The following is an 18,821-nucleotide window of genomic DNA, read 5'->3' on the forward strand; positions in this document are numbered from 1 at the left end:
CGAGTGGTCTCAGGCCAGTGATTCCCCCAGCGCCCGCTCCATCAATATTGGTGTGAACCAATGGAGTGAACGAGCCCGAAGGGCCGTATGGTGGTCCCCGATGCGAACTTACCGACCGGTTGGCACCCTGGACGCGCTGGCGCGGCGCCTGCGCGCGCTGCCGCCGTCCTGCGGACCGGTCCGGCTGATCGCGATCGACGGCCACGCGGGCTCCGGGAAGACCACCTTCGCCGGGCAACTGGCCGAAGCGCTCGGCGGCGCGCCGGTGCTGCACACGGACGACTTCGCCACCCATGAGGAGCTCTTCGGCTGGGCCGAGCGGCTGCAAGCCCATGTCCTCGCCCCGCTCGCCCGGGGAGCGGCCGCGGCTTACGCCCCGTACGACTGGGTGGAGCGCCGCTTCACCACCGCCCGGCGGCGGCTCGACCCCGCGCCGGTGGTGCTGCTGGAGGGCGTGGGCAGCGGCCGCCGCGCGGTGCGCCCGCGGCTGGCGCAGCTGTTGTGGATGGAGCTGCCCGAGCGGGACTCCTGGCGGCGCGGGCAACTGCGGGACGGCCCGGAACAGGCCGCGTTCTGGGACGGATGGCTGCCCGCCGAGCGTGCGCATTTCGCCGCCGACCCGTCCCGTCCGTACGCGGGAGCCTTGGTACAGCAGCGGAAGGAGGGGTATGAGGTGCTACCGGGACCCGCGGCGACCGACGGGAACGCCCCTTGGTCTCACACAGCGTGAGCCGATGCCACCGACCGGGCCTGACGCCGCCGTCCGAGGCATGACGCGCAACCCAACTCGGCTTGACCTGGGGCCCATACAGGTCTTACGTTCTCAATGTGCGACTCGTACGAGTCGTCCCACAACGCGAAGCCCCCGGTTGTTCCCCCGTGATCGGGGGCTTCGTCCTGTCTGGCGCCGGTTTTCCGCTGCTTTGCGCGGCCACTTCCTCACTCTGGGTGACGGCCTTCCCCGAGCCTTGTGCGCCCCTTACACGCCCCCGCGCACACCCGTCCGGCCTTGTGGGATTGCGACGAACAACAGTGCGGCACCCTCGGCCCATGCGCGTTGCGCAGGTACGATGCGAAAGGGGCAGTCGCCCCTGCGGCATCCACGGGGGCAGGGGTTGTGGGGGACGTGATGGATTTCGGCACGCAGGGTTCGCACGCCCCGGCCGACCTCGCCTGGCTGCGAGCCGTCGATGCCTACACGATGGGCGCGTACGCACAGGCCGAGGAGGAGTTCCGGGCCGCCACCCGGCTCGACCCGGGAATGGCCGACGCCTGGCTCGGACTGCACGCGCTGCGGGCCGACACCGCGGCGGCGCTGCTGCGGATGTACCGGCACCGCGACCGCTTCGGCGAGCAGCGCGCCCGGCACCGCCGCACCCTCAACTCCTGGTACTGGCTGGGCTGGTGGGTCCAGCCCGTGCTGGAGACCAGCCGGGACCTGCTGCTCGCCCACGCCTCCCACTGGCTCGACGGCCGCCATGTGCCCGAGCTGGACCGGGCGCTGGCCGGCTGCCCCCCGGTCGAGGCCGATCCGCAGGCCCGCTTCCTGCACGCCTGCCGCGCCTATCTGGTCAAGGACTGGGAGCAGCTGGTGCGCCACACCGAGCCGCTGCTCGACGATCAGTTCCTCGGCATCGAGGCCGGTCTGTTCGCCGGGATGGCGCGGGTCCGGCTGGAGATGTACAGCCAGGCCGAACCGCTGCTCGCCGCCGCCTTAATGCGCTGCCGCAGCGAACAGCCCCAGCGCAAGGAGCTGCGCTACTGGCTCGCCCGCGCCCATGAGGGCACCGGGCGCAGCGCCGCCGCGCTCCCGCTCTACCGCGCGGTGCACCGCATCGACTCCACCTTCATGGACACCTCGGCGCGGCTGGCGGCGATAGCCGAGTCCGACGGGCTGGACGAGCCCGCGGACCTCGCCGCCGTATCGCTGGCCGGGGCCGGTGGCCAGGACGCCACGGACGGCCGGGACGCCACCGCCACCGACCCCGCAGACACGCTGTCCGACGGCCGCGATCCGCGCGCCGCGAGCGAGGGCCCCGAGGGTCCGCCGCTGATGGGCCCCGCCGTGATGGGCGCGGGCGGCACCCGCGACCGGGCCGGACTGCCCTCCCAGCCCGGCCCCTCCGATCCGGTGCTGCTGGAGAGCGCGCTCCAGGAGCTGGAGCGCATGGTCGGCCTGGAGCCGGTCAAGCGGCAGGTCCGGGCGCTGTCGGCGCAACTCCACATGGCGCGGCTGCGCGCCGGGCAGGGCCTGCCGGTCCAGCCGCCCAAGCGGCACTTCGTCTTCTCCGGGCCCTCCGGCACCGGCAAGACCACCGTGGCCCGCATCCTCGGCCGGGTCTTCTACGCCCTCGGGCTGCTCGGCGGCGACCATCTGGTGGAGGCCGGGCGCGCCGATCTGGTCGGCGAGTATCTGGGCCAGACGGCGGTGAAGGCCAATGAGCTGATCGACTCGGCGCTCGGCGGGGTGCTCTTCGTGGACGAGGCGTACAGCCTGTCCAACTCGGGCTACAGCAAGGGCGACGCGTACGGCGACGAGGCGCTTCAGGTGCTGCTCAAGCGGGCCGAGGACAACCGCGACCGGCTGGTGGTGATCCTCGCCGGCTACCCCGAGGGCATGGACCGCCTGCTGGCCGCCAACCCCGGCCTCGGCTCGCGCTTCACCACCCGCGTCGACTTCCCCAGCTACCGCCCGCTGGAGCTCACCCGCATCGGGGAGGTGCTGGCGGCGGAGAACGGGGATGTGTGGGACGAGGAGGCCGTGGAGGAACTGCGCAGCATCAGCGGCCATGTGGTGGACCAGGGCTGGATCGATGAGCTGGGGAATGGGCGGTTTTTGCGGACGCTGTACGAGAAGAGCTGCGCGTACCGGGATTTGCGGCTGTCGGGGTGGAGTGGTACGCCGAATCGGGATGATCTCGCGACGTTGCGGCTGCCGGATCTGATGCAGGCGTACGGGGAGGTCCTGTCGGGCCGCGGCCCGATGTACCGCGACCCCCAGGACCCGCCCCTGGGCTAGCGAGCCCGCCTGCGGCGGGTCTTTCCCCTACCCGCCCCTTCCCGAACCATGGGCCTCTGCCCCTGGACCCCGGACGCCCTTCGGGCGTGTCCTCAATCGCCGGACGGGCTGATTTTCAGCCCCTCCGGCGTTTGAGGAGCGGGTCCGGGGCGGATGGGCTGATTTTCAGCCCATCCGGCGTTTGAGGACCGGGTCCGGGGTGGACGGGCTGATTTTCAGCCCGTCCGGCGATTGAGGACCGGGGTCCGGGGCGGAGCCCCGGTTGTGGGAAGGGGCGGGTAGGGGAAAGGCCCGCCGCAGGCGCAGAGCCGCAGCGCAACCGCGGCGCTCAGCCCACCATCGCCCGCTCCTCCTCGGAGAGCACGGCCGCCGCCTCCCCCCTGGGCTCGGCCACCCGCTCCCGGGCCCCGCCCCGATGCGCGGGATCGTGGACCTCGCCCACCAGCTTCTCCAGGACGTCCTCCAACGCCACCAGCCCCAGCACCGTGCCCGACCCGTCGGCGACCGCCGCCAGATGGGAGGCGGCCCGGCGCATCGCGGTGAGCGCGTCGTCCAGCGGAAGCTCCGCCCGGAGCGTCTCGATCGGATGCCAGACCCGCTGCGGCACGGCCCGCTCCGGGAACTCCAGCTCCAGGACGTCCTTCACATGCAGATAGCCCATGAAGGCGCCGCCGGGCCCGCGCACCGGGAAGCGCGAGTAGCCGGTGCGCACGGTCAGCTCCTCGATCTGCCGGGGAGTGACCGAGGGATCCACGGTGACCAGGCCCGCCGGGTCCAGGAGGACATCGGTGACCGGGCGGCTGCCCAGCTCCAGGGCGTCCGCGAGCCGCTCCTGCTCCCCGGGGTCGAGCAGCCCGGCCTGCCGGGAGTCCTCGACCAGATGGGTCAGCTGCTCGCTGGTGAAGACGGCCTCGACCTCGTCCTTGGGCTCCACCCGGAACAGCCGCAGCACCAGCCGGGCGCACGCCCCCAGCAGCGCGGTGACCGGGCGGCACAGCCGCGCGAAGGTGACCAGCCCGGGGCCCAGCCACAGCGCGGTCTTGGCCGGCGCCGCCATGGCCAGGTTCTTCGGCACCATCTCGCCGATGACCAGGTGGAGGAAGACCACCAGGGCGAGCGCGATGGCGTAGCCGAGCGGGTGGATCAGCTGCTCGGGCAGGTGGACGGCATGGAAGACCGGCTCCAGCAGCTCGGCGACGGTCGGTTCGGCGACCGCGCCGAGGGTCAGCGAGCAGACGGTGATGCCGAACTGGGCGGCCGCCATCATCTGCGGCAGGTTCTCCAGGCCCGTGAGCACCGTACGGGCGCGCGCGGAGCCCTCGGCCGCGCGCGGCTCGATCTGGCTGCGGCGCACCGAGACCAGGGCGAACTCGGCGCCCACGAAGAAGCCGTTGGCCAGGACCAGCAGGACGGCGAAGAGAAGCTGTACCAGGCTCATCGTCCGTTCCCCTCCCCGGCCACGGCATGGGCGGTCAGTTGCACAGGCGGCGTAGTACCCGGCTTCGCGCGGACGATGCGCACCCGTTCCGCCCGGTGATGGCCGACCTGCCGGACGGCCAGCTTCCAGCCGGGCAGCTCGGCGATGTCGCCGGGGGCGGGGATCCGCCCCAGCAGATCGGCCACCAGCCCGGCCACGGTCTCGTACGGCCCGTCCGGCGCGTCGAGGCCGATCCGGCGCAGGGTGTCGACGCGGCAGCCGCCGTCGGCGTCCCAGACGGTGCGGCCGTCCTCGGTGAGGGTCTGCACCAGGTCGGGGGTCTCCGCGGCCTCGTCGTCGTGCTCGTCGCGCACCTCGCCGACCAGCTCCTCGACGATGTCCTCCAGGGTGACCACACCGGCCGTGCCGCCGTACTCGTCGACGACCACGGCTATCGGCTGTTCGCTGCGCAGCCGCTCCAGCAGCGGCTGGACCGGCAGCGTCTCGGGGACCAGCACCGGGGACTGCGCGATCCGGCTGACGGGGGTGCGCAGCCGGTCGTCGGACGGCACCGCGAGGGCGTCCTTGAGGTGCACCATCCCGATGACCTCGTCCAGCCGGTCACGGTAGACGGGGAACCGGGACAGCCCGGTGGCCCGGGTGAGATTGAGCACATCCACGGCGGTCGCCGTGGAGTGCAGCGCGCTGACCCGCACCCGCGGGGTCATCACATGCTGGGCGGTCAGCTCGCCGAGCGAGAGGGTGCGGACGAACAGATCGGCCGTGTCCTGCTCGAGCGCGCCGGCCCGCGCCGAATGGCGGGCGAGCGAGACCAGCTCACCGGGGGTGCGGGCGGAGGCCAGCTCCTCGGTGGGCTCCACGCCCAGCGCCCGCACCAGCCGGTTGGCCACGGTGTTGAGCAGGGCGATCACGGGCCGGAAGAAGCGGGCGAAGGCGTACTGCGGGCCCGCGACGAAGCGGGCGACCTGGAGCGGCCGGGAGACCGCCCAGTTCTTGGGCACCAGCTCGCCGATGACCATCTGGACGGCGGACGCCAGCAGCATGCCGAGCACGATGGCGACACCGGAGACGGCGCCGTGCGGCAGCCCGACCGCCTCCAGCGGCGCGGTCAGCAGATGGCCGAGCGCGGGCTCGGCCAGCATGCCGACGATCAGCGAGGTGATGGTGATGCCCAGCTGGGTGCCGGAGAGCTGGAAGGACAGCTCGCGCAGCGCCTCGACGACGGTACGGGCGCGCTTGTCGCCCTCGTCGGCGGCTCGCTCGGCGTCCGGCCGCTCGACGGTGACCAGGCCGAATTCGGCGGCCACGAAGAAGCCGTTGGCGAGGATCAGGACGAGTGCCGCAGACAGCAGCAGGAGGGACAGGGTGATGCTCATGCCGCCGCCTCGTGGTCGGCGGCGGCGCAGGTACTACAGGACGATCCGTCCATCTGCTGAGGGAGTCACTCCTCGGGTCGCAGGGAAGCCCGCCGGGGGCGCACGCGGGCGTGCGCGCTGGAGAGGCGGGGCGGGGCACCGTTCGGCCCCGGCAACAGAGTAATCAAGGATGGGGCATGACGGGCAGGCCCCTCACGCCGTTGGAGTGCCGATCCGCTCGTCGGCCGGTTCGCGGGGCCCGCCCGGCGGCGGGCGGAAGCGGATGTGAAGGGGCTGCTCAACACCGCAGGGGCCGGGCGGCCCTGGCGGGTGGCTCAGTCCGCGGCACGGCCCGTCCCGTGCCGCTCTGCGAGGGCGCGCAGGGCCCGCGCGTCGCTGATGGCGTGCGCCTTGGCGATGCCCGGCTGGATGCCCATCGCGGGCAGGCTGGTGCCGTCGGCGAGGTCCAGATAGACCCAGGGGTCGCCCGGGCGCAGATTGACCCGGAGCACCTCCGCCCACTCCAGCCGGCGCTTGGTGGTGAGGTTGACCACCGTCACACCGCCCTCCTCGGCCACCACCTTGGGGCGGCTGAGCAGCATCAGCACCCCGAAGAACAGCAGTCCGGTGAGGATGAAGCTGGCCCGCTCCCCCGGCCCCAGCCGCTCCAGCAGCAGGGCGACGGCCGTGAGGACGACCAGGACGGCGACACCGACGGTCATCAGGACGGCCCGGGTCCTGGTCGGCCGGAAGGTGACGGGCAGGGCGGGGGTGGGCGCGGCGGCGGACACGTGGTCGGCCTCTCGGATGGGAGGGACGGGAGGGAACGGGAGGGGGGCAGGGGCGGCGCGGCCGTCAGAGGCGGCAGGCGTGGATGCCGGTGGTGAGGATGGCCCGGGCCCCCAGGTCGTAGAGCTCGTCCATGATCCGCTGGGCGTCCTTGGCGGGGACCATCGAGCGGACCGCGACCCAGCCCTCGTGGTGCAGCGGGGAGACGGTGGGCGACTCCAGGCCCGGGGTGAGCGCCACGGCGCGCTCCACCTGCTCCACCCGGATGTCGTAGTCCATCATCACGTAGCGCCGGGCCACCAGGACGCCCTGCATCCGGCGGAGGAACTGCTGGACCTTGGGGTCGTCGCTGGGGTCGCCGGTGCGGCGGATGACGACCGCCTCGGACTCCAGGATGGGCTCGCCAATGATCTCCAGCCCGGCGTTGCGCAGGGTGGTGCCGGTCTCGACCACATCCGCGATGACCTCGGCGACACCGAGCTGGATGGCGGTCTCGACGGCGCCGTCGAGGTGGACCACGGCGGCGTCCACACCGTTGTCGGCGAGGTGCTTGGTGACCAGTCCGGCGAAGGACGTGGCCACGGTCATCCCGCCGAACTCGCTGACGTCCTTGGCCGTGCCGGGACGGGTGGCGTAGCGGAAGGTGGACCCGGCGAAGCCGAGCTGCATGATCTCCTCGGCCTGGGAGCCGGAGTCCAGCAGCAGATCGCGGCCGGTGATGCCGATGTCGAGCCGGCCGGAGCCCACGTAGACGGCGATGTCGCGGGGGCGGAGGAAGAAGAACTCCACCTCGTTCTCCGCGTCGACCAGGACCAGCTCCCTGCGGTCCTTGCGCTGCCGGTAGCCCGCCTCATGGAGCATCGCCGACGCAGGCTCGGACAGTGAACCCTTGTTGGGGACGGCGATGCGCAGCATGAGTGCTCTTTCCTTCGGTGGCTCGGTGGCTCGGCTAGCTCGGTGGCGAGAGTGAGGGTGCTGGTGGGGGGTGTCAGAGGTGGGCGTAGACGTCGTCGAGGGTCAGCCCCTTGGCGACCATCATCACCTGAAGGTGGTACAGGAGCTGGGAGATCTCCTCGGCGGTCGCCTCGTCGCTCTCGTACTCGGCGGCCATCCACACCTCGGCGGCCTCCTCCACGACCTTCTTGCCGATGGCGTGCACACCGGAGTGGACCAGCTCGGCGGTGCGGGAGGTGGCGGGGTCGGCCGTGGCGGCCTTCTTCTGGAGCTCGGCGAAGAGCTCCTCGAACGTCTTCTTGGGCATCGTGTCCGTCATCCTACTTGGGTCGTGCGACGCCCCTCAGCGCCAGGGTTCGGCGACCGAGCGCAGGGTGGTGGCGGTGGCGACGGCCGCGGTGACCGCCTCGTGGCCCTTGTCCTCGTTGGAGCCCGCGAGCCCGGCCCGGTCCAGGGCCTGCTCCTCGGTGTCGCAGGTCAGCACGCCGAAGCCGATGGGCACGCCGGTGTCCACACTGACCTGGGTCAGCCCCTGGGTGACGCCCTGGCACACATAGTCGAAGTGCGGGGTGCCACCGCGGATGACGACGCCCAGGGCCACGATCGCGTCGTAGCCGCGGCCCGCGAGCACCTTGGCGACGACCGGCAGTTCGAAGCTGCCCGGCACCCGCAGCACGGTGGGCTCGTCGATGCCGAGCTCGCCCAGCGCGCGCAGGGCGCCGTTGAGCAGGCCGTCCATCACCTTCTCGTGCCACTGTGCGGCGATGACGGCGACGCGCAGGTCCCCGCAGTTCTTCACGGACAGTTCGGGGGCGCCCTTACCGCTCACGTCTCTCCTCGGTGTTTCCGGTTTTCCGGTGTTCTGGTGCTCTGGTGTTCTGGTGGTTCTGTGGTGGTGCGTTGGTGTGGCTACTGGTTGCCGCAGGCCGATATGGGCTCGGCGCGGTCGCCGTCCAGCCAGGGCAGGTCATGCCCCATCCGGTCCCGCTTGGTGCGGAGGTAGCGGAGGTTGTGCTCCCCGGCCTGGACGGGCATCGGCTCCCGGCCGGTGACCCGCAGCCCGTGCCGGACCAGCGCCGTGGTCTTCTCCGGGTTGTTGGTCATCAGCCGCAGCGAACGCACTCCGAGGTCGGCGAGGATCTCCGCGCCCGCCGCGTAGTCCCGCGCGTCGGCGGGCAGGCCGAGCTCCAGATTGGCGTCCAGGGTGTCCCGGCCCAGCTCTTGGAGCTCGTACGCGCGCAGCTTGGACAGCAGTCCGATGCCGCGCCCCTCGTGGCCGCGCAGATACAGGACGATGCCCCGGCCCTCGGCGGTGACCCGCTCCAGCGCGGCGTGCAGCTGGGGGCCGCAGTCGCAGCGCAGCGAGTGGAAGACATCGCCGGTGAGGCATTCGGAGTGGACGCGGACCAGTACGTCCTCCCCGTCCCGGATGTCGCCCTGGACCAGCGCGATGTGCTCGACGCCGTCGGCCGCGCGGTAGCCGTACGCCCGGAAGTCGCCGAAGGCGGTGGGCAGCCGGGTCTCGGCCTCGCGCCGCACAAGCGGTTCGGCGGGCTTGCGGTACGCGATCAGATCGGCGATGGAGACGATCGCCAGGTCGTGCTTGTGGGCGAAGGCGACCAGCTCGGGCAGGCGCAGCATGGCACCGTCCTCCCCCGCGATCTCGCAGATCACGGCCGCCGGGCGGAGTCCGGCCAGCCGGGCGAGGTCGACCCCGGCCTCGGTGTGGCCGTCGCGCTCGAGCACCCCGCCGGGGCGGGCGCGCAGCGGGAAGATGTGGCCGGGACGGACGAGGTCGCCGGGGGTGGTGGCCGGGTCGGCCAGCAGCCGCAGGGTGGTGGCCCGGTCGGCGGCGGAGATACCGGTGCTGACGCCGTGTTCGGCGGTGGCGTCGACCGAGACGGTGAAGGCGGTCCGCATGGACTCGGTGTTCTCCTCGACCATCTGCGGAAGCCGCAGCCGGTCGAGTTCGGCGGCCTCCATGGGCGCGCAGATGAGCCCACGGCACTCGTTCATCATGAAGGCGACGATCTCGGGGGTGATCGTCTCGGCGGCGGCGACGAGGTCGCCCTCGTTCTCCCGGTCCTCGTCGTCCACGACCACCACGGGGCGGCCCGCGGCGATGTCGGCGATGGCGCGCTCGATGGGGTCCAGCGCCAGTTCGTCGGGCCAGTGCGCGGTGCGCAGGGGGGCGGCCGGGCCGCTGCTCGGGGAGGCGGCCGGGCCGCCGCTCGGATGCGGGTCGGTCACCGCGTATGCCTCACTCATGATGTGGCCTCCTTGTCCTGCGTGCCGTTGTCCCGTCCGAGCAGCCGCTCGACGTATTTGGCGAGTACGTCCACCTCGAGGTTGACCGGGTCACCGGCCTGTTTGACCCCGAGCGTGGTGAGCGCGAGGGTCGTCGGGATGAGGCTGACGGTGAAGTAGTCGGGGCCCGCGTCCACGACGGTGAGGCTGATGCCGTCCACCGTGATGGAGCCCTTCTCGACGACGTAGCGGCTGAGTTCGGCGGGCAGCGAGATCTTCACGATCTCCCAGTGCTCGGAGAGCTTGCGGTCCACGATGGCGCCGGTGCCGTCCACATGGCCCTGCACGATGTGGCCGCCGAGCCGCCCGCCCAGCGCCATGGGGCGCTCCAGGTTGACCCGGGAGCCGACGTCGAGCGCGCCGAGACCGGAGCGGTTCAGGGTCTCGGCCATCACGTCGGCGCTGAACCGGGTGCCCTCCGCGTCCTCGATGATGTCGACGACGGTGAGACAGACGCCGTTGACGGCGATGGAGTCGCCGTGCTTCGCCCCTTCGGTGACGACGGGACCGCGTACCTGGAAGCGGGACGCGTCGCCCAGGTGCTCGATGGCGACGATCTCACCCAGTTCTTCGACAATTCCGGTGAACACTTCAGTTCTCCTCGGCGAGGGTGGCGGTGGCGGGGGCGGCGGGAACGGCAGGGGGGACGGCGGTGACGGGGACGGCGGTGACGCGCAGATCGGGACCGAGCCGGGTCACATCGGCCGTCTCGAGACGCAACGCCTGCGCGATGGTGGTGATTCCGGCGTCGGCGAGGGCGGCGGGGCCCGCGCCGAGCAGGACGGGGGCGAGATAGCCGACGACCTTGTCAACGGCGCCCGCGGCGAGGAACGCCCCGGCGAGGGTGGGCCCGCCCTCCAGCAGGACGGAGCGCACGCCGCGGCCGTGCAGCTCGGCCAGGAGCGCGGGGATCCGGAGGCCGGTTTCCGCGCGCGGCAGCCTTACGGTCTCCACGCCCGGCCGCCGCGGCAGATGCGCGGTGCCCGCGTCCTCGGCGACGGCGATCAGCGTGGGCGCGGCGTCGTCCAGCACCCGGGCGCCGGGCTTGATGGTGGCGGCCGTGTCCACGACGACCCGCAGCGGCTGGGTGGCGCCCTCCCGGTCCCGTACGGCCAGGTGGGGATCGTCGGCGCGCAGGGTGCCGGAGCCGACGACGACGGCGTCGGCCTCCGCGCGCAGCCGGTGCACATCGGCGCGGGACTCGGCGGAGGTGATCCAGCGGCTGGTGCCGTCGGCGGCGGCGCTGCGGCCGTCCAGGGTCGCGGCGAACTTCCACAGCACGAAGGGGCGGCCGCGGCGCATCGCGGTCAGCCAGGGCTCGTTGACCGCCTCGGCCTCGTCGGCCAGCAGCCCGGCGTCGACCTCGACCCCGGCGGCGGCCAGGGTCGCGGCGCCGCCCTTGGCCTGGGCGGTGGGGTCGGCGACGGCGTAGTGGACGCGGGCGATCCCGGCGGCGATCAGGGCCTGCGAGCAGGGGCCGGTACGGCCGGTGTGGTCGCAGGGTTCGAGGGTGACGAGGGCGGTGCCGCCACGCGCCCGCTCCCCCGCCGCGCGCAGCGCGTGGACCTCGGCGTGCGGACCGCCGGCCCGCTGGTGCCAGCCCTCGCCGACGACGCGGCCACCGGCGTCGAGGACGACGCAGCCGACGACGGGGTTGGGGCTGGTGTGGCCGAGGCCGCGGGCGGCGAGCGCGACGGCATGGCGCATCGCTTGGGCTTCGGCTGCGGTGGCCACCGGGTCCTCCTGCCTCTTCGGGCACGGACTCCGGGGCGGTCGAGATGACACGAAAGCGGAAACGGCGCCGCCAGCGCGCCGGGATCGGCGATGGGTCCACATCCCGCGTACGCGAGGCGGACCGCCGAGGCGGCGCACCGGTGATGTCGCTACCGCCGCGCACTGCCTCCCATCCGGACTTTCACCGTCGGTCCAGGAATTTCACCTGGTCAACCGGCCGCTGGCGGCGGACGGGTCGCGGACTGTAACCGCCGGTTCGGATTTTCACCGACCCCGGAGTGCGCTGACGTCACTGGTACGGGCCCAGTGTGCCATGGCCATCGCCCCAGCTGGGAGCCGCCCCCGTGTGGCCTCCCTCACCCACCCAAGCCCCGGAGGGACCCTGACCCGGTTCGGAGCGGTCCCCGCGGTCGGGGGCTTGCCCTCGGTTCGGGGAGGGGCGGGGTTGGGGGGATGGAGTCGTTAGCCCTGGGCGATGCTGTCCAGTTGTTCCACCGCCGGCCGCAGGGCCCATAGGTCGCCCCCGGGTGGGGTCTGGAGCTTGGGCAGGGCCGCACGGGCCTTGCGGTCGCCCGCGTCGGCCGCCGCATGGACGATGTCGCTCGCCGCGTAGGCGCGGAAGTCGAGCTCCGGGTACGGCCAGGACGCGGCGCCCGTGGCCGCCGGGAGCAGGACGTCCACAGCCTTGAAGAGGTTCCCGCCGCCGGGCCCGGTGTAGTGCCACAGGTCCACCCCGAGGTGCTTCCCGATGGCGGCCATCCGGGTGTACGCGACCAGGTTGAAGGTCGAGTAGTGGAAGCTCCGGGTGCGCTCCAGCTCCTGCGGCTGCGTGCCGTCGGCCGCGATCTGCGTGTCGATGCGCTTGGTGCGGGCGTCGCGGAGCACCTGGCGGGCGCGGTCCCGGTCGCCCACGGCGGCGGCGATGGCGGCGACCTGCATGTCGTAGAAGGTGCCGTGGTTGTTCTCGGCGGCGCCCTCCTCCTTGCCGAAGTCGCTGTTCACCAGCCAGTCCAGGAACTGCTTGTTCCAGGTGCGAAAGCCCGCGTGGTCGCTGTCGGACCAGCCGGGGGCGCCGGTGTCGAGGAGCGCGGCGGCGTCGAGGAGGCTGGTGAAGGCCTGGGAGAAGTCGATGATCCCGATCGAGCGGCCGTCGTACTTGCAGGGGATGAACTGCGCGTGGTTCAGGTTCGGGTTCATCCGGGTCGCCGGGGTGATGAACCAGGTGCGCAGGATGTCCGCGGCGTGTTCGGCGTAGGCCCGCTTACCGGTGTAGTACCAGGCGAGCGAGAGCTCGTAGGCGGACTCGAAGACCTTCCCGACCTCGGGACGGTCCGTCATCTTGTCCACGTCGGGGTTCCGTTGGCCATCCTTCTGAACGTAGGGGCAGCCGTACGGATTGTCCTCGGTCTTGGGCTGGCTGGGCCACCAGTAGGGAGCCTGGCTGAAGTAGTCGTGTTTGTCGCCGCTGGGCGGCACCTGGTCCTTGTCGGTGACCGTCCAGGGGCCCTGCTTCATCCACTGGTCGGCCTGGGTGGTCAGATCGCGTACGGTCCGCCGCAGATCCCGGTCTCCGAGCTGGAGTTTCAGCTTGGTGAGGGACAGTCGGGGCCCGTCGAGCACCACCGTACGGGGCACCGGGCCGGAATGCCGGACGCGCTCGGCGCCCTGCGCGGAGGGGGCGGCGGGGATCGCCAGGACGGCCAGGAGGGCGGAGGCGGCGACGATCGCCCGGGCGATCCGCCCGCGTCCCGCTGGAGGTGCACCCATCGAGCACTCCAATCAGATAGCTGAACGCTATTCAGAATTGAGATCGGGCTCAGAGTAAGGCGGCTCCATGGGCACGACAAGAGATCGCACAGGAATGAACTCACCCCACGGCGGCGGCGCGCCGACGGGCTACGGAGCGCCGAACAGCTCGTTCTGCGTCGCGTCCAACGCCGTCAGCACGGCACCCCGCAACACCCCGCCACCGCCCACCACCCCCGCGCGCACCCGCGTCCGCAGCGGCGACAGCCGGGCCACATGCTCCTCCACCCGCCGGGCGAGCCCCTCGCCCCCGGCCCGGCCGACCTCGCCGCCGAGCACCGCGCACCCCGGGTCGAGCACCGCGCAGATCGCGGCGACACCCAGGGCGATCCGAGCCGCCAGCGCGTCCAGGAACGTCTCGCCCCGCTCCCCCGCGTCCAGGGCCGCGCGGATCACCGCCTCCGCCGCGCCGGAACCCTCCGTCCTCCCGTCCCCACGGGAGCCGCCCGCCGACGTCTCCAGGCCGTGCTGCCGGGCGAGTTCACAGACCGCCGCACTGCCCACCAGGGAGTGGAACCCGCCGTCGCAGCCGGTGGCGGAGGGCAGTCCCACGGTGCCCGGGACCGGCAGAAAGCCGATCTCCCCGGTGCCGCCGGACGCACCGCGCCGCAGCACCCGGTCGAGCACCACGGCCGCGCCGATGCCGTGGCCGAGCCACAGCAGTACGAAGGTGTCGCGGTCGCGCACCGCGCCCAGCCGCTGTTCGGCGACGGCCGCGAGATTGACCTCGTTCTCCAGCAGCACCGGCGCCGCGAGGCCGCCGTGCAGCGCGATGGCCAGCTCACGGTGCCAGGAGGGCAGCCCGCCCGGCGAGTTGAGCTCCCCGGTGGCGGGGTCGATGAGGCCGGGCATCCCGATCCCGATGTGGTGCAGCCGCACCGCCCCGGCCCGCTCGGCGGCCCGCTCCACCAGGGCCACCACGGCCGCCACGGTGTGCGCCGGATCCACGTCCGGGGCCACCGGAAGCGACTCCTCGGCCACGGTCCGGCCCAGCAGATCGGCCACGCATACGGCGACGCCGTCCGTACGGACGTCGACCCCGGCCACATGCGCGCTGTCGGCGACGAGCCCGTACACCCGGGCGTTGGGCCCCCGGCGCTCCGCCCCCGACTCCCCCACGACCGCCACCAGACCGGTCCGCCGCAGCCGCTCGACCAGGTCCGCGATGGTGGGACGGGACAGCCCGGTCAGCGACTTGAGCTCCCCCGCGGTCAACGGCCCCTTGTCCTTGAGCAGTTGGAGGGCGAGGCGGTCGTTGATGGCCCGCGCCGTACTCGGAGAGGCGGTGCGGCCCGCCACGGACACGCTCGTCGAGGTCATGTCGGGATCCTTCCAGAAGGCCACCGGAAAAGTTCTATCTATCAGGGAGCCTTCCTGATAGTTTCCGGTGGGCCACGGCACAGGCCGCGCACGCACAAGCACGGGTACGGGCACAGAGCACAAGCACGGACACGAGTCGGCGCTACGGGGAGGGGGCGACAAGTATGGGCAGGCTCAAGGGGTCCGGGGCGTCCGAGATGCGCACGGTACGGCGGGCACGGATCGCCGTCGCGGCGGTGTTCGCCGTGCACGGCGCGGTGACCGGCAACTTCGCCACCCGTATCCCCTGGATCCAGGAGCGGCTGGACCTGAGCGCCGGTCAACTCGGCCTCGCGCTCGCCTTCCCCGCCATCGGGGCCTCGGTCGCGATGCCCCTGGCCGGGCGGATCAGCCATCGCTTCGGTGCCCGCGCGGCACTGCGCGGACTGCTCGCGCTGTGGACCGTCTGGCTGGTGATGCCCCCGCTCGCCCCCGGGCTGGTCTGGCTGTGCGGTGCGCTGCTCATCTTCGGCGCGACCGCCGGGATGGCCGACGTCGCGATGAACGCCCTCGGTGTGGAGATCGAGAACCGCCTCGGCCGCTCGATCATGTCCGGGCTGCACGGCATGTGGAGCGTCGGCGCGCTCACCGGCTCGGCGGCGGGCACGATCGCCGCACACGCCGAGGCCGACGCCCGGCTCCATCTCGCCATCGCCGCCGGGGTCCTCACGGTGCTCGGCGCGGTGGCCTGCCACTGGGTCCTGGATCTGCGCAGCGCCCCCGAGGAACATCCGCCGCCCCGCTTCGCCCTGCCGCCCCGCTCCGCGCTGATCATCGGCGCGGTGGGGTTCTGCGCGGTCTTCGCGGAGGGGGCGAGCCTGGACTGGTCGGCGGTCTATCTGCGCGACGTCCTGGACACCTCCCCCGGCGTCGCCGCCGCCTGCACCACCGCCTTCTCCTGCACGATGGCCGGTGCCCGGCTCGTCGGGGACGCGGTGGTGGGCCGCTTCGGGTCGGTGCGGACCGTACGGACGGGCGGCGTCCTCGCCACCGCAGGGGGCCTCCTCGTGGTCACCGCCTCCGGGCCCGCCCTCGCCATCGCCGGATTCGGCCTGATCGGCCTGGGCATCGCGGTCGTGGTGCCGCTGGCCTTCGCCGCCGCCGGGCGCAGCGGCCCGGCCCCGAGCCAGGCCATCGCGGGTGTCGCCACGATCACCTACACCTCGGGGCTGATCGCTCCGGCGGCGATGGGCTCGATCGCGGATCTGACCTCGCTGACGATCTCGTTCTGCCTGGTCACGACGTTGGCGCTGGGGCTGGTGGCGGGGGCCGGGGTGCTGCGGACCCCGGCGGGGAGGGACGCCACGGGCTCGGCCCCGCACCCCGACCCGTCGACGTCCCGGGCCACGCTCTCCTGACGAGGGGTGGTCCCGGTTCGACACGGGGGTGCTCCCGGTCCGACACGGGGGTGCTCCCGGTCCGACACGGGGATGGTCCCGGGCCGACACGGGGGTAGTCCAGGTCCGACGCATCGGCGCCGACACCGCCATGGTTCGGTGAGCACCGAAAGGATCCGGCCGTACGGTCGGTGATATGAGCGATACGAGCGACGGCCCGGCCCCCGACCGCCACACCGCCTTCCGCCGGCTCCACCACGGCGACCGGCCCCTGCTGCTGCCCAACGCGTGGGACCACGCCTCGGCCGCCGCCCTCGTCCGGCGCGGCTTCCCCGCCATCGGCACCACCAGCCTGGGCGTGGCCGCGGCGGCCGGGCTGCCGGACGCGACCGGCGCCGCCCGCGACGGGACCCTCGCCCTCGCCCGGGGCATCGCCCGGCTCCCCGCGCTGGTGACCGTCGACATCGAGGGCGGGTTCGGCGACCGGCCCGAGGAGGTCGCGGCGGTCGCGGCCGAGCTGGACCGGGCCGGGGTGGCCGGCGTGAACATCGAGGACGGACGCCCCGACGGCACCCTCGCGCCGCCGGCCCGGCAGTGCGCGATGATCGAGGCCGTCAAGGAGCGGGTGCCGGAGCTGTTCGTGAACGCCCGGACCGACACCCACTGGCTCGCCGCGATCGGTGGCGGCGCCCCGCCCTCGCTGGCCACCACGGCCGAACGCATCGAGGCGTATGTGCGGGCGGGCGCGGACGGGATCTTCGTGCCCGCGCTCATCGATGAGCAGAACATCGGCGCACTGGCCGACGACCTCGGCGAGACCCCGCTGAACATCCTCTTCACGCCCGGCCGCCACACCTATGAGCGGCTGGCGGAGCTCGGGGTGCGGCGGATCAGCTGCGGTTCGCTGCTCTTCCGGGCCGCCCTGGACCATGCCGTCGAGCTGGCCTGGTCCATCGCCCACCCGGACGCCCCCGGCCCTGCCGATCAAGCCGCCGGCCTGCCCACTTACACCGAGGCGCAGTCACTGGCCGATGACTTCACGGGAGCCGATCCCCCATAGCCGCAAGCCGCATATTTTCGGCCAACTAACATTGCTGCGATTCCCCCGTAGCGATGAAGTGGAGCAGTCATGGGCCTCGGCGTGGGCTGGACCCTGCACGGCGATGGGCGCACCCCCGCCCCCGGTGCCGTCGTCAAGCCGGATGAGCGGCTGTCGTGGCCGAGGACGGTGGGGCTCGGCGCGCAGCACGTCGTGGCCATGTTCGGGGCCAGTTTCGTCGCCCCGGTGCTGATGGGGCTCGACCCCAACCTCGCGATCATGATGTCCGGGGTCGCGACCGTCCTCTTCCTGCTCGCGACCCGCGGCCGGATCCCCAGCTATCTGGGGTGCAGCCTGTCCTTCGTCGGCGTGGCCGCCGCGATCAGGGCGCAGGGGGGCGGCAGCGCGGCTGTCACCGGGGCGATCCTGGTGGTCGGTGGGGTACTGCTGCTGAGCGGTCTGGCGGTACGGACGTTCGGCGCCCGGATCATCCACGCGGCGATGCCGCCGGTGGTGACCGGTGCGGTGGTCATGCTGATCGGGTTCAACCTGGCCCCGGTGACCGCCGGTACGTACTGGCCCGCCGATCAGTGGACCGCGCTGCTGACGATGCTGCTCACCGGGGCGGCGGTGGTCTGTCTGCGGGGCTTCTGGTCACGTGTCGCGATCTTCCTGGGGCTGGTCTTCGGCTATGCGGTCTCCTGGGTCCTCGACCGTGTCTTCGGCAAGATCCACTCCATCGACGGCAGCGGACGGGTCACCGACCACTGGCGGCTGGATCTGTCCGGGGTGTCCAAGGCGGACTGGATCGGTCTGCCGTCCCTGCACGGGCCCACCTTCCACTGGTCGGCGGTGCTGGTGGCGCTGCCGGTGGTGATCGCGCTGATCGCCGAGAACGCCGGGCATGTGAAGGCGGTCGGCGAGATGATCGGCGATCCGCTCGACGACCAGTTGGGCACGGCGATCGCGGCGGACGGCGCGGCGACCATGATCTCCACCTCGGTCGGCGGCCCGGCCAATACGACGTACTCCGAGAACATCGGGGTCATGGCGGCCACCCGGGTGTACTCCACCGCCGCGTACTGGGCGGCCGCGGGCTTCGCGCTGCTCTTCGGGCTGTGCCCGAAGTTCGGCGCGGTGGTGGCGGCGGTGCCGGGTGGGGTGCTGGGCGGGATCACCGTCATCCTCTACGGCATGATCGGGCTGCTGGGTGCGCAGATCTGGGTGCACAACGAGGTGGACCTGCGCAATCCGGTCAATCTGGTGCCGGTCGCGGCGGGCGTCATCATCGGCGTCGGCGGCGTCAGCCTGAAGATCGGCAACGACTTCGAGCTGGGCGGGATTGCGCTCGGCACGATTGTGGTGCTGCTCGGCTATCACGTGCTGCGTGCGCTGGCCCCGGCACACCTGAAGCGGCAGGAGCCCCTGCTGGACGCGGGCACCAGCGAATACGACGACGAGCGGTCGGTGTAGGCCCCCCGGGGGCCGTCGGCTCGTGACGCCTGCGGCGGGCTGCTCCCCTCCCGCCCCTTCCCGAAACTGGGGCTCCGCCCCAGACCCCGCTCCTCAAACGCCGGAGGGGCTGGAAGCGCCGGAGGGGCCGGAAAGCGCGGCTCCACCCCCGGCCCCGCTCCTCAGACTCCCCCGGCTACCGCTGGGAGGTGCCCCCGGAGGGGCTGGAAGG

At 72.5% G+C, this 18,821-nt stretch carries 16 protein-coding genes and 1 riboswitch; of the genes, 5 read left to right on the top strand and 11 right to left on the bottom strand.

Translation table 11 applies throughout. The annotated features are described in order from the left end of the window. Window positions 1-100: 100 nt before the first annotated feature. Window positions 101-730, top strand: a complete 630-nt coding sequence (locus ACT2CW_RS08920; protein WP_445516168.1) for a uridine kinase family protein — start codon at window positions 101-103, stop codon at window positions 728-730. Between the two features lie 399 nt (window positions 731-1,129). Then, window positions 1,130-3,019 carry an AAA family ATPase gene (locus ACT2CW_RS08925; RefSeq protein WP_445516169.1) on the top strand — a complete coding sequence of 630 codons (1,890 nt, stop codon included), beginning with the start codon at window positions 1,130-1,132 and terminating at the stop codon, window positions 3,017-3,019. Window positions 3,020-3,347: 328 nt separating this feature from the next. On the opposite strand, the gene ACT2CW_RS08930 is transcribed toward ACT2CW_RS08925, so the two are convergent. From ACT2CW_RS08930 to ACT2CW_RS08980, 11 genes are all read right to left on the bottom strand, one after another. Beyond that, window positions 3,348-4,457 carry a hemolysin family protein gene (locus ACT2CW_RS08930; protein ID WP_445516170.1) on the bottom strand — a complete coding sequence of 370 codons (1,110 nt, stop codon included), beginning with the start codon at window positions 4,455-4,457 and terminating at the stop codon, window positions 3,348-3,350. Beyond that, the gene (locus tag ACT2CW_RS08935; RefSeq protein WP_325116648.1) at window positions 4,454-5,827 is read right to left on the bottom strand and encodes a hemolysin family protein; all 1,374 of its coding nucleotides are present in this window, start codon (window positions 5,825-5,827) and stop codon (window positions 4,454-4,456) included. The genes ACT2CW_RS08930 and ACT2CW_RS08935 overlap by 4 nt, the downstream gene beginning before the upstream one ends. A 320-nt stretch (window positions 5,828-6,147) precedes the next feature. Beyond that, on the bottom strand, window positions 6,148-6,603 hold the full coding sequence (locus tag ACT2CW_RS08940; RefSeq protein ID WP_164425106.1) for a PH domain-containing protein: 456 nt from the start codon (window positions 6,601-6,603) through the stop codon (window positions 6,148-6,150). A 64-nt stretch (window positions 6,604-6,667) separates the two neighbouring features. Beyond that, entirely contained in the window at window positions 6,668-7,516 is an 849-nt protein-coding gene (gene hisG / locus ACT2CW_RS08945; RefSeq protein ID WP_138916523.1) for an ATP phosphoribosyltransferase, read from the bottom strand. Between the two features lie 73 nt (window positions 7,517-7,589). Continuing rightward, entirely contained in the window at window positions 7,590-7,874 is a 285-nt protein-coding gene (locus ACT2CW_RS08950) for a phosphoribosyl-ATP diphosphatase (protein WP_063745107.1), read from the bottom strand. Between the two features lie 24 nt (window positions 7,875-7,898). After that, a complete protein-coding gene (gene ribH, locus ACT2CW_RS08955) occupies window positions 7,899-8,384 on the bottom strand; it encodes a 6,7-dimethyl-8-ribityllumazine synthase (protein ID WP_445516171.1) in 486 nt (161 codons plus the stop codon). An 80-nt stretch (window positions 8,385-8,464) separates the two neighbouring features. After that, on the bottom strand, window positions 8,465-9,823 hold the full coding sequence (locus tag ACT2CW_RS08960) for a bifunctional 3,4-dihydroxy-2-butanone-4-phosphate synthase/GTP cyclohydrolase II (protein WP_445516172.1): 1,359 nt from the start codon (window positions 9,821-9,823) through the stop codon (window positions 8,465-8,467). Further along, complete coding sequence (locus ACT2CW_RS08965) at window positions 9,820-10,452, bottom strand: riboflavin synthase (protein ID WP_164425104.1); 633 nt, start codon at window positions 10,450-10,452, stop codon at window positions 9,820-9,822. Before ACT2CW_RS08965 ends, ACT2CW_RS08960 begins: the two co-directional genes overlap by 4 nt. Before the next feature lies 1 nt (window position 10,453). Continuing rightward, on the bottom strand, window positions 10,454-11,596 hold the full coding sequence (gene ribD / locus ACT2CW_RS08970; protein ID WP_445516173.1) for a bifunctional diaminohydroxyphosphoribosylaminopyrimidine deaminase/5-amino-6-(5-phosphoribosylamino)uracil reductase RibD: 1,143 nt from the start codon (window positions 11,594-11,596) through the stop codon (window positions 10,454-10,456). Window positions 11,597-11,751: 155 nt separating this feature from the next. After that, a riboswitch (FMN riboswitch) is annotated at window positions 11,752-11,882 on the bottom strand. A 176-nt stretch (window positions 11,883-12,058) separates the two neighbouring features. After that, the gene (locus ACT2CW_RS08975; protein WP_182469636.1) at window positions 12,059-13,363 is read right to left on the bottom strand and encodes an alginate lyase family protein; all 1,305 of its coding nucleotides are present in this window, start codon (window positions 13,361-13,363) and stop codon (window positions 12,059-12,061) included. 129 nt (window positions 13,364-13,492) lie between these two features. Further along, a complete protein-coding gene (locus ACT2CW_RS08980) occupies window positions 13,493-14,722 on the bottom strand; it encodes an ROK family transcriptional regulator (RefSeq protein ID WP_445516174.1) in 1,230 nt (409 codons plus the stop codon). Window positions 14,723-14,886: 164 nt separating this feature from the next. Between ACT2CW_RS08980 and ACT2CW_RS08985 the strand changes: the two genes are divergently transcribed. The 3 genes from ACT2CW_RS08985 to ACT2CW_RS08995 all read left to right on the top strand — a co-directional run bounded on the left by ACT2CW_RS08985 (window position 14,887) and on the right by ACT2CW_RS08995 (window position 18,610). Further along, entirely contained in the window at window positions 14,887-16,119 is a 1,233-nt protein-coding gene (locus ACT2CW_RS08985) for an MFS transporter (protein WP_445516175.1), read from the top strand. A 175-nt stretch (window positions 16,120-16,294) separates the two neighbouring features. Next, window positions 16,295-17,158 (top strand): isocitrate lyase/PEP mutase family protein, encoded by an 864-nt coding sequence (locus ACT2CW_RS08990; RefSeq protein WP_445516176.1) that lies wholly within the window; start codon window positions 16,295-16,297, stop codon window positions 17,156-17,158. 69 nt (window positions 17,159-17,227) lie between these two features. Beyond that, window positions 17,228-18,610 carry a uracil-xanthine permease family protein gene (locus ACT2CW_RS08995; protein ID WP_445516177.1) on the top strand — a complete coding sequence of 461 codons (1,383 nt, stop codon included), beginning with the start codon at window positions 17,228-17,230 and terminating at the stop codon, window positions 18,608-18,610. The last annotated feature ends 211 nt before the right edge of the window (window positions 18,611-18,821 follow it).

This window comes from Streptomyces sp. NEAU-174, assembly GCF_052665095.1.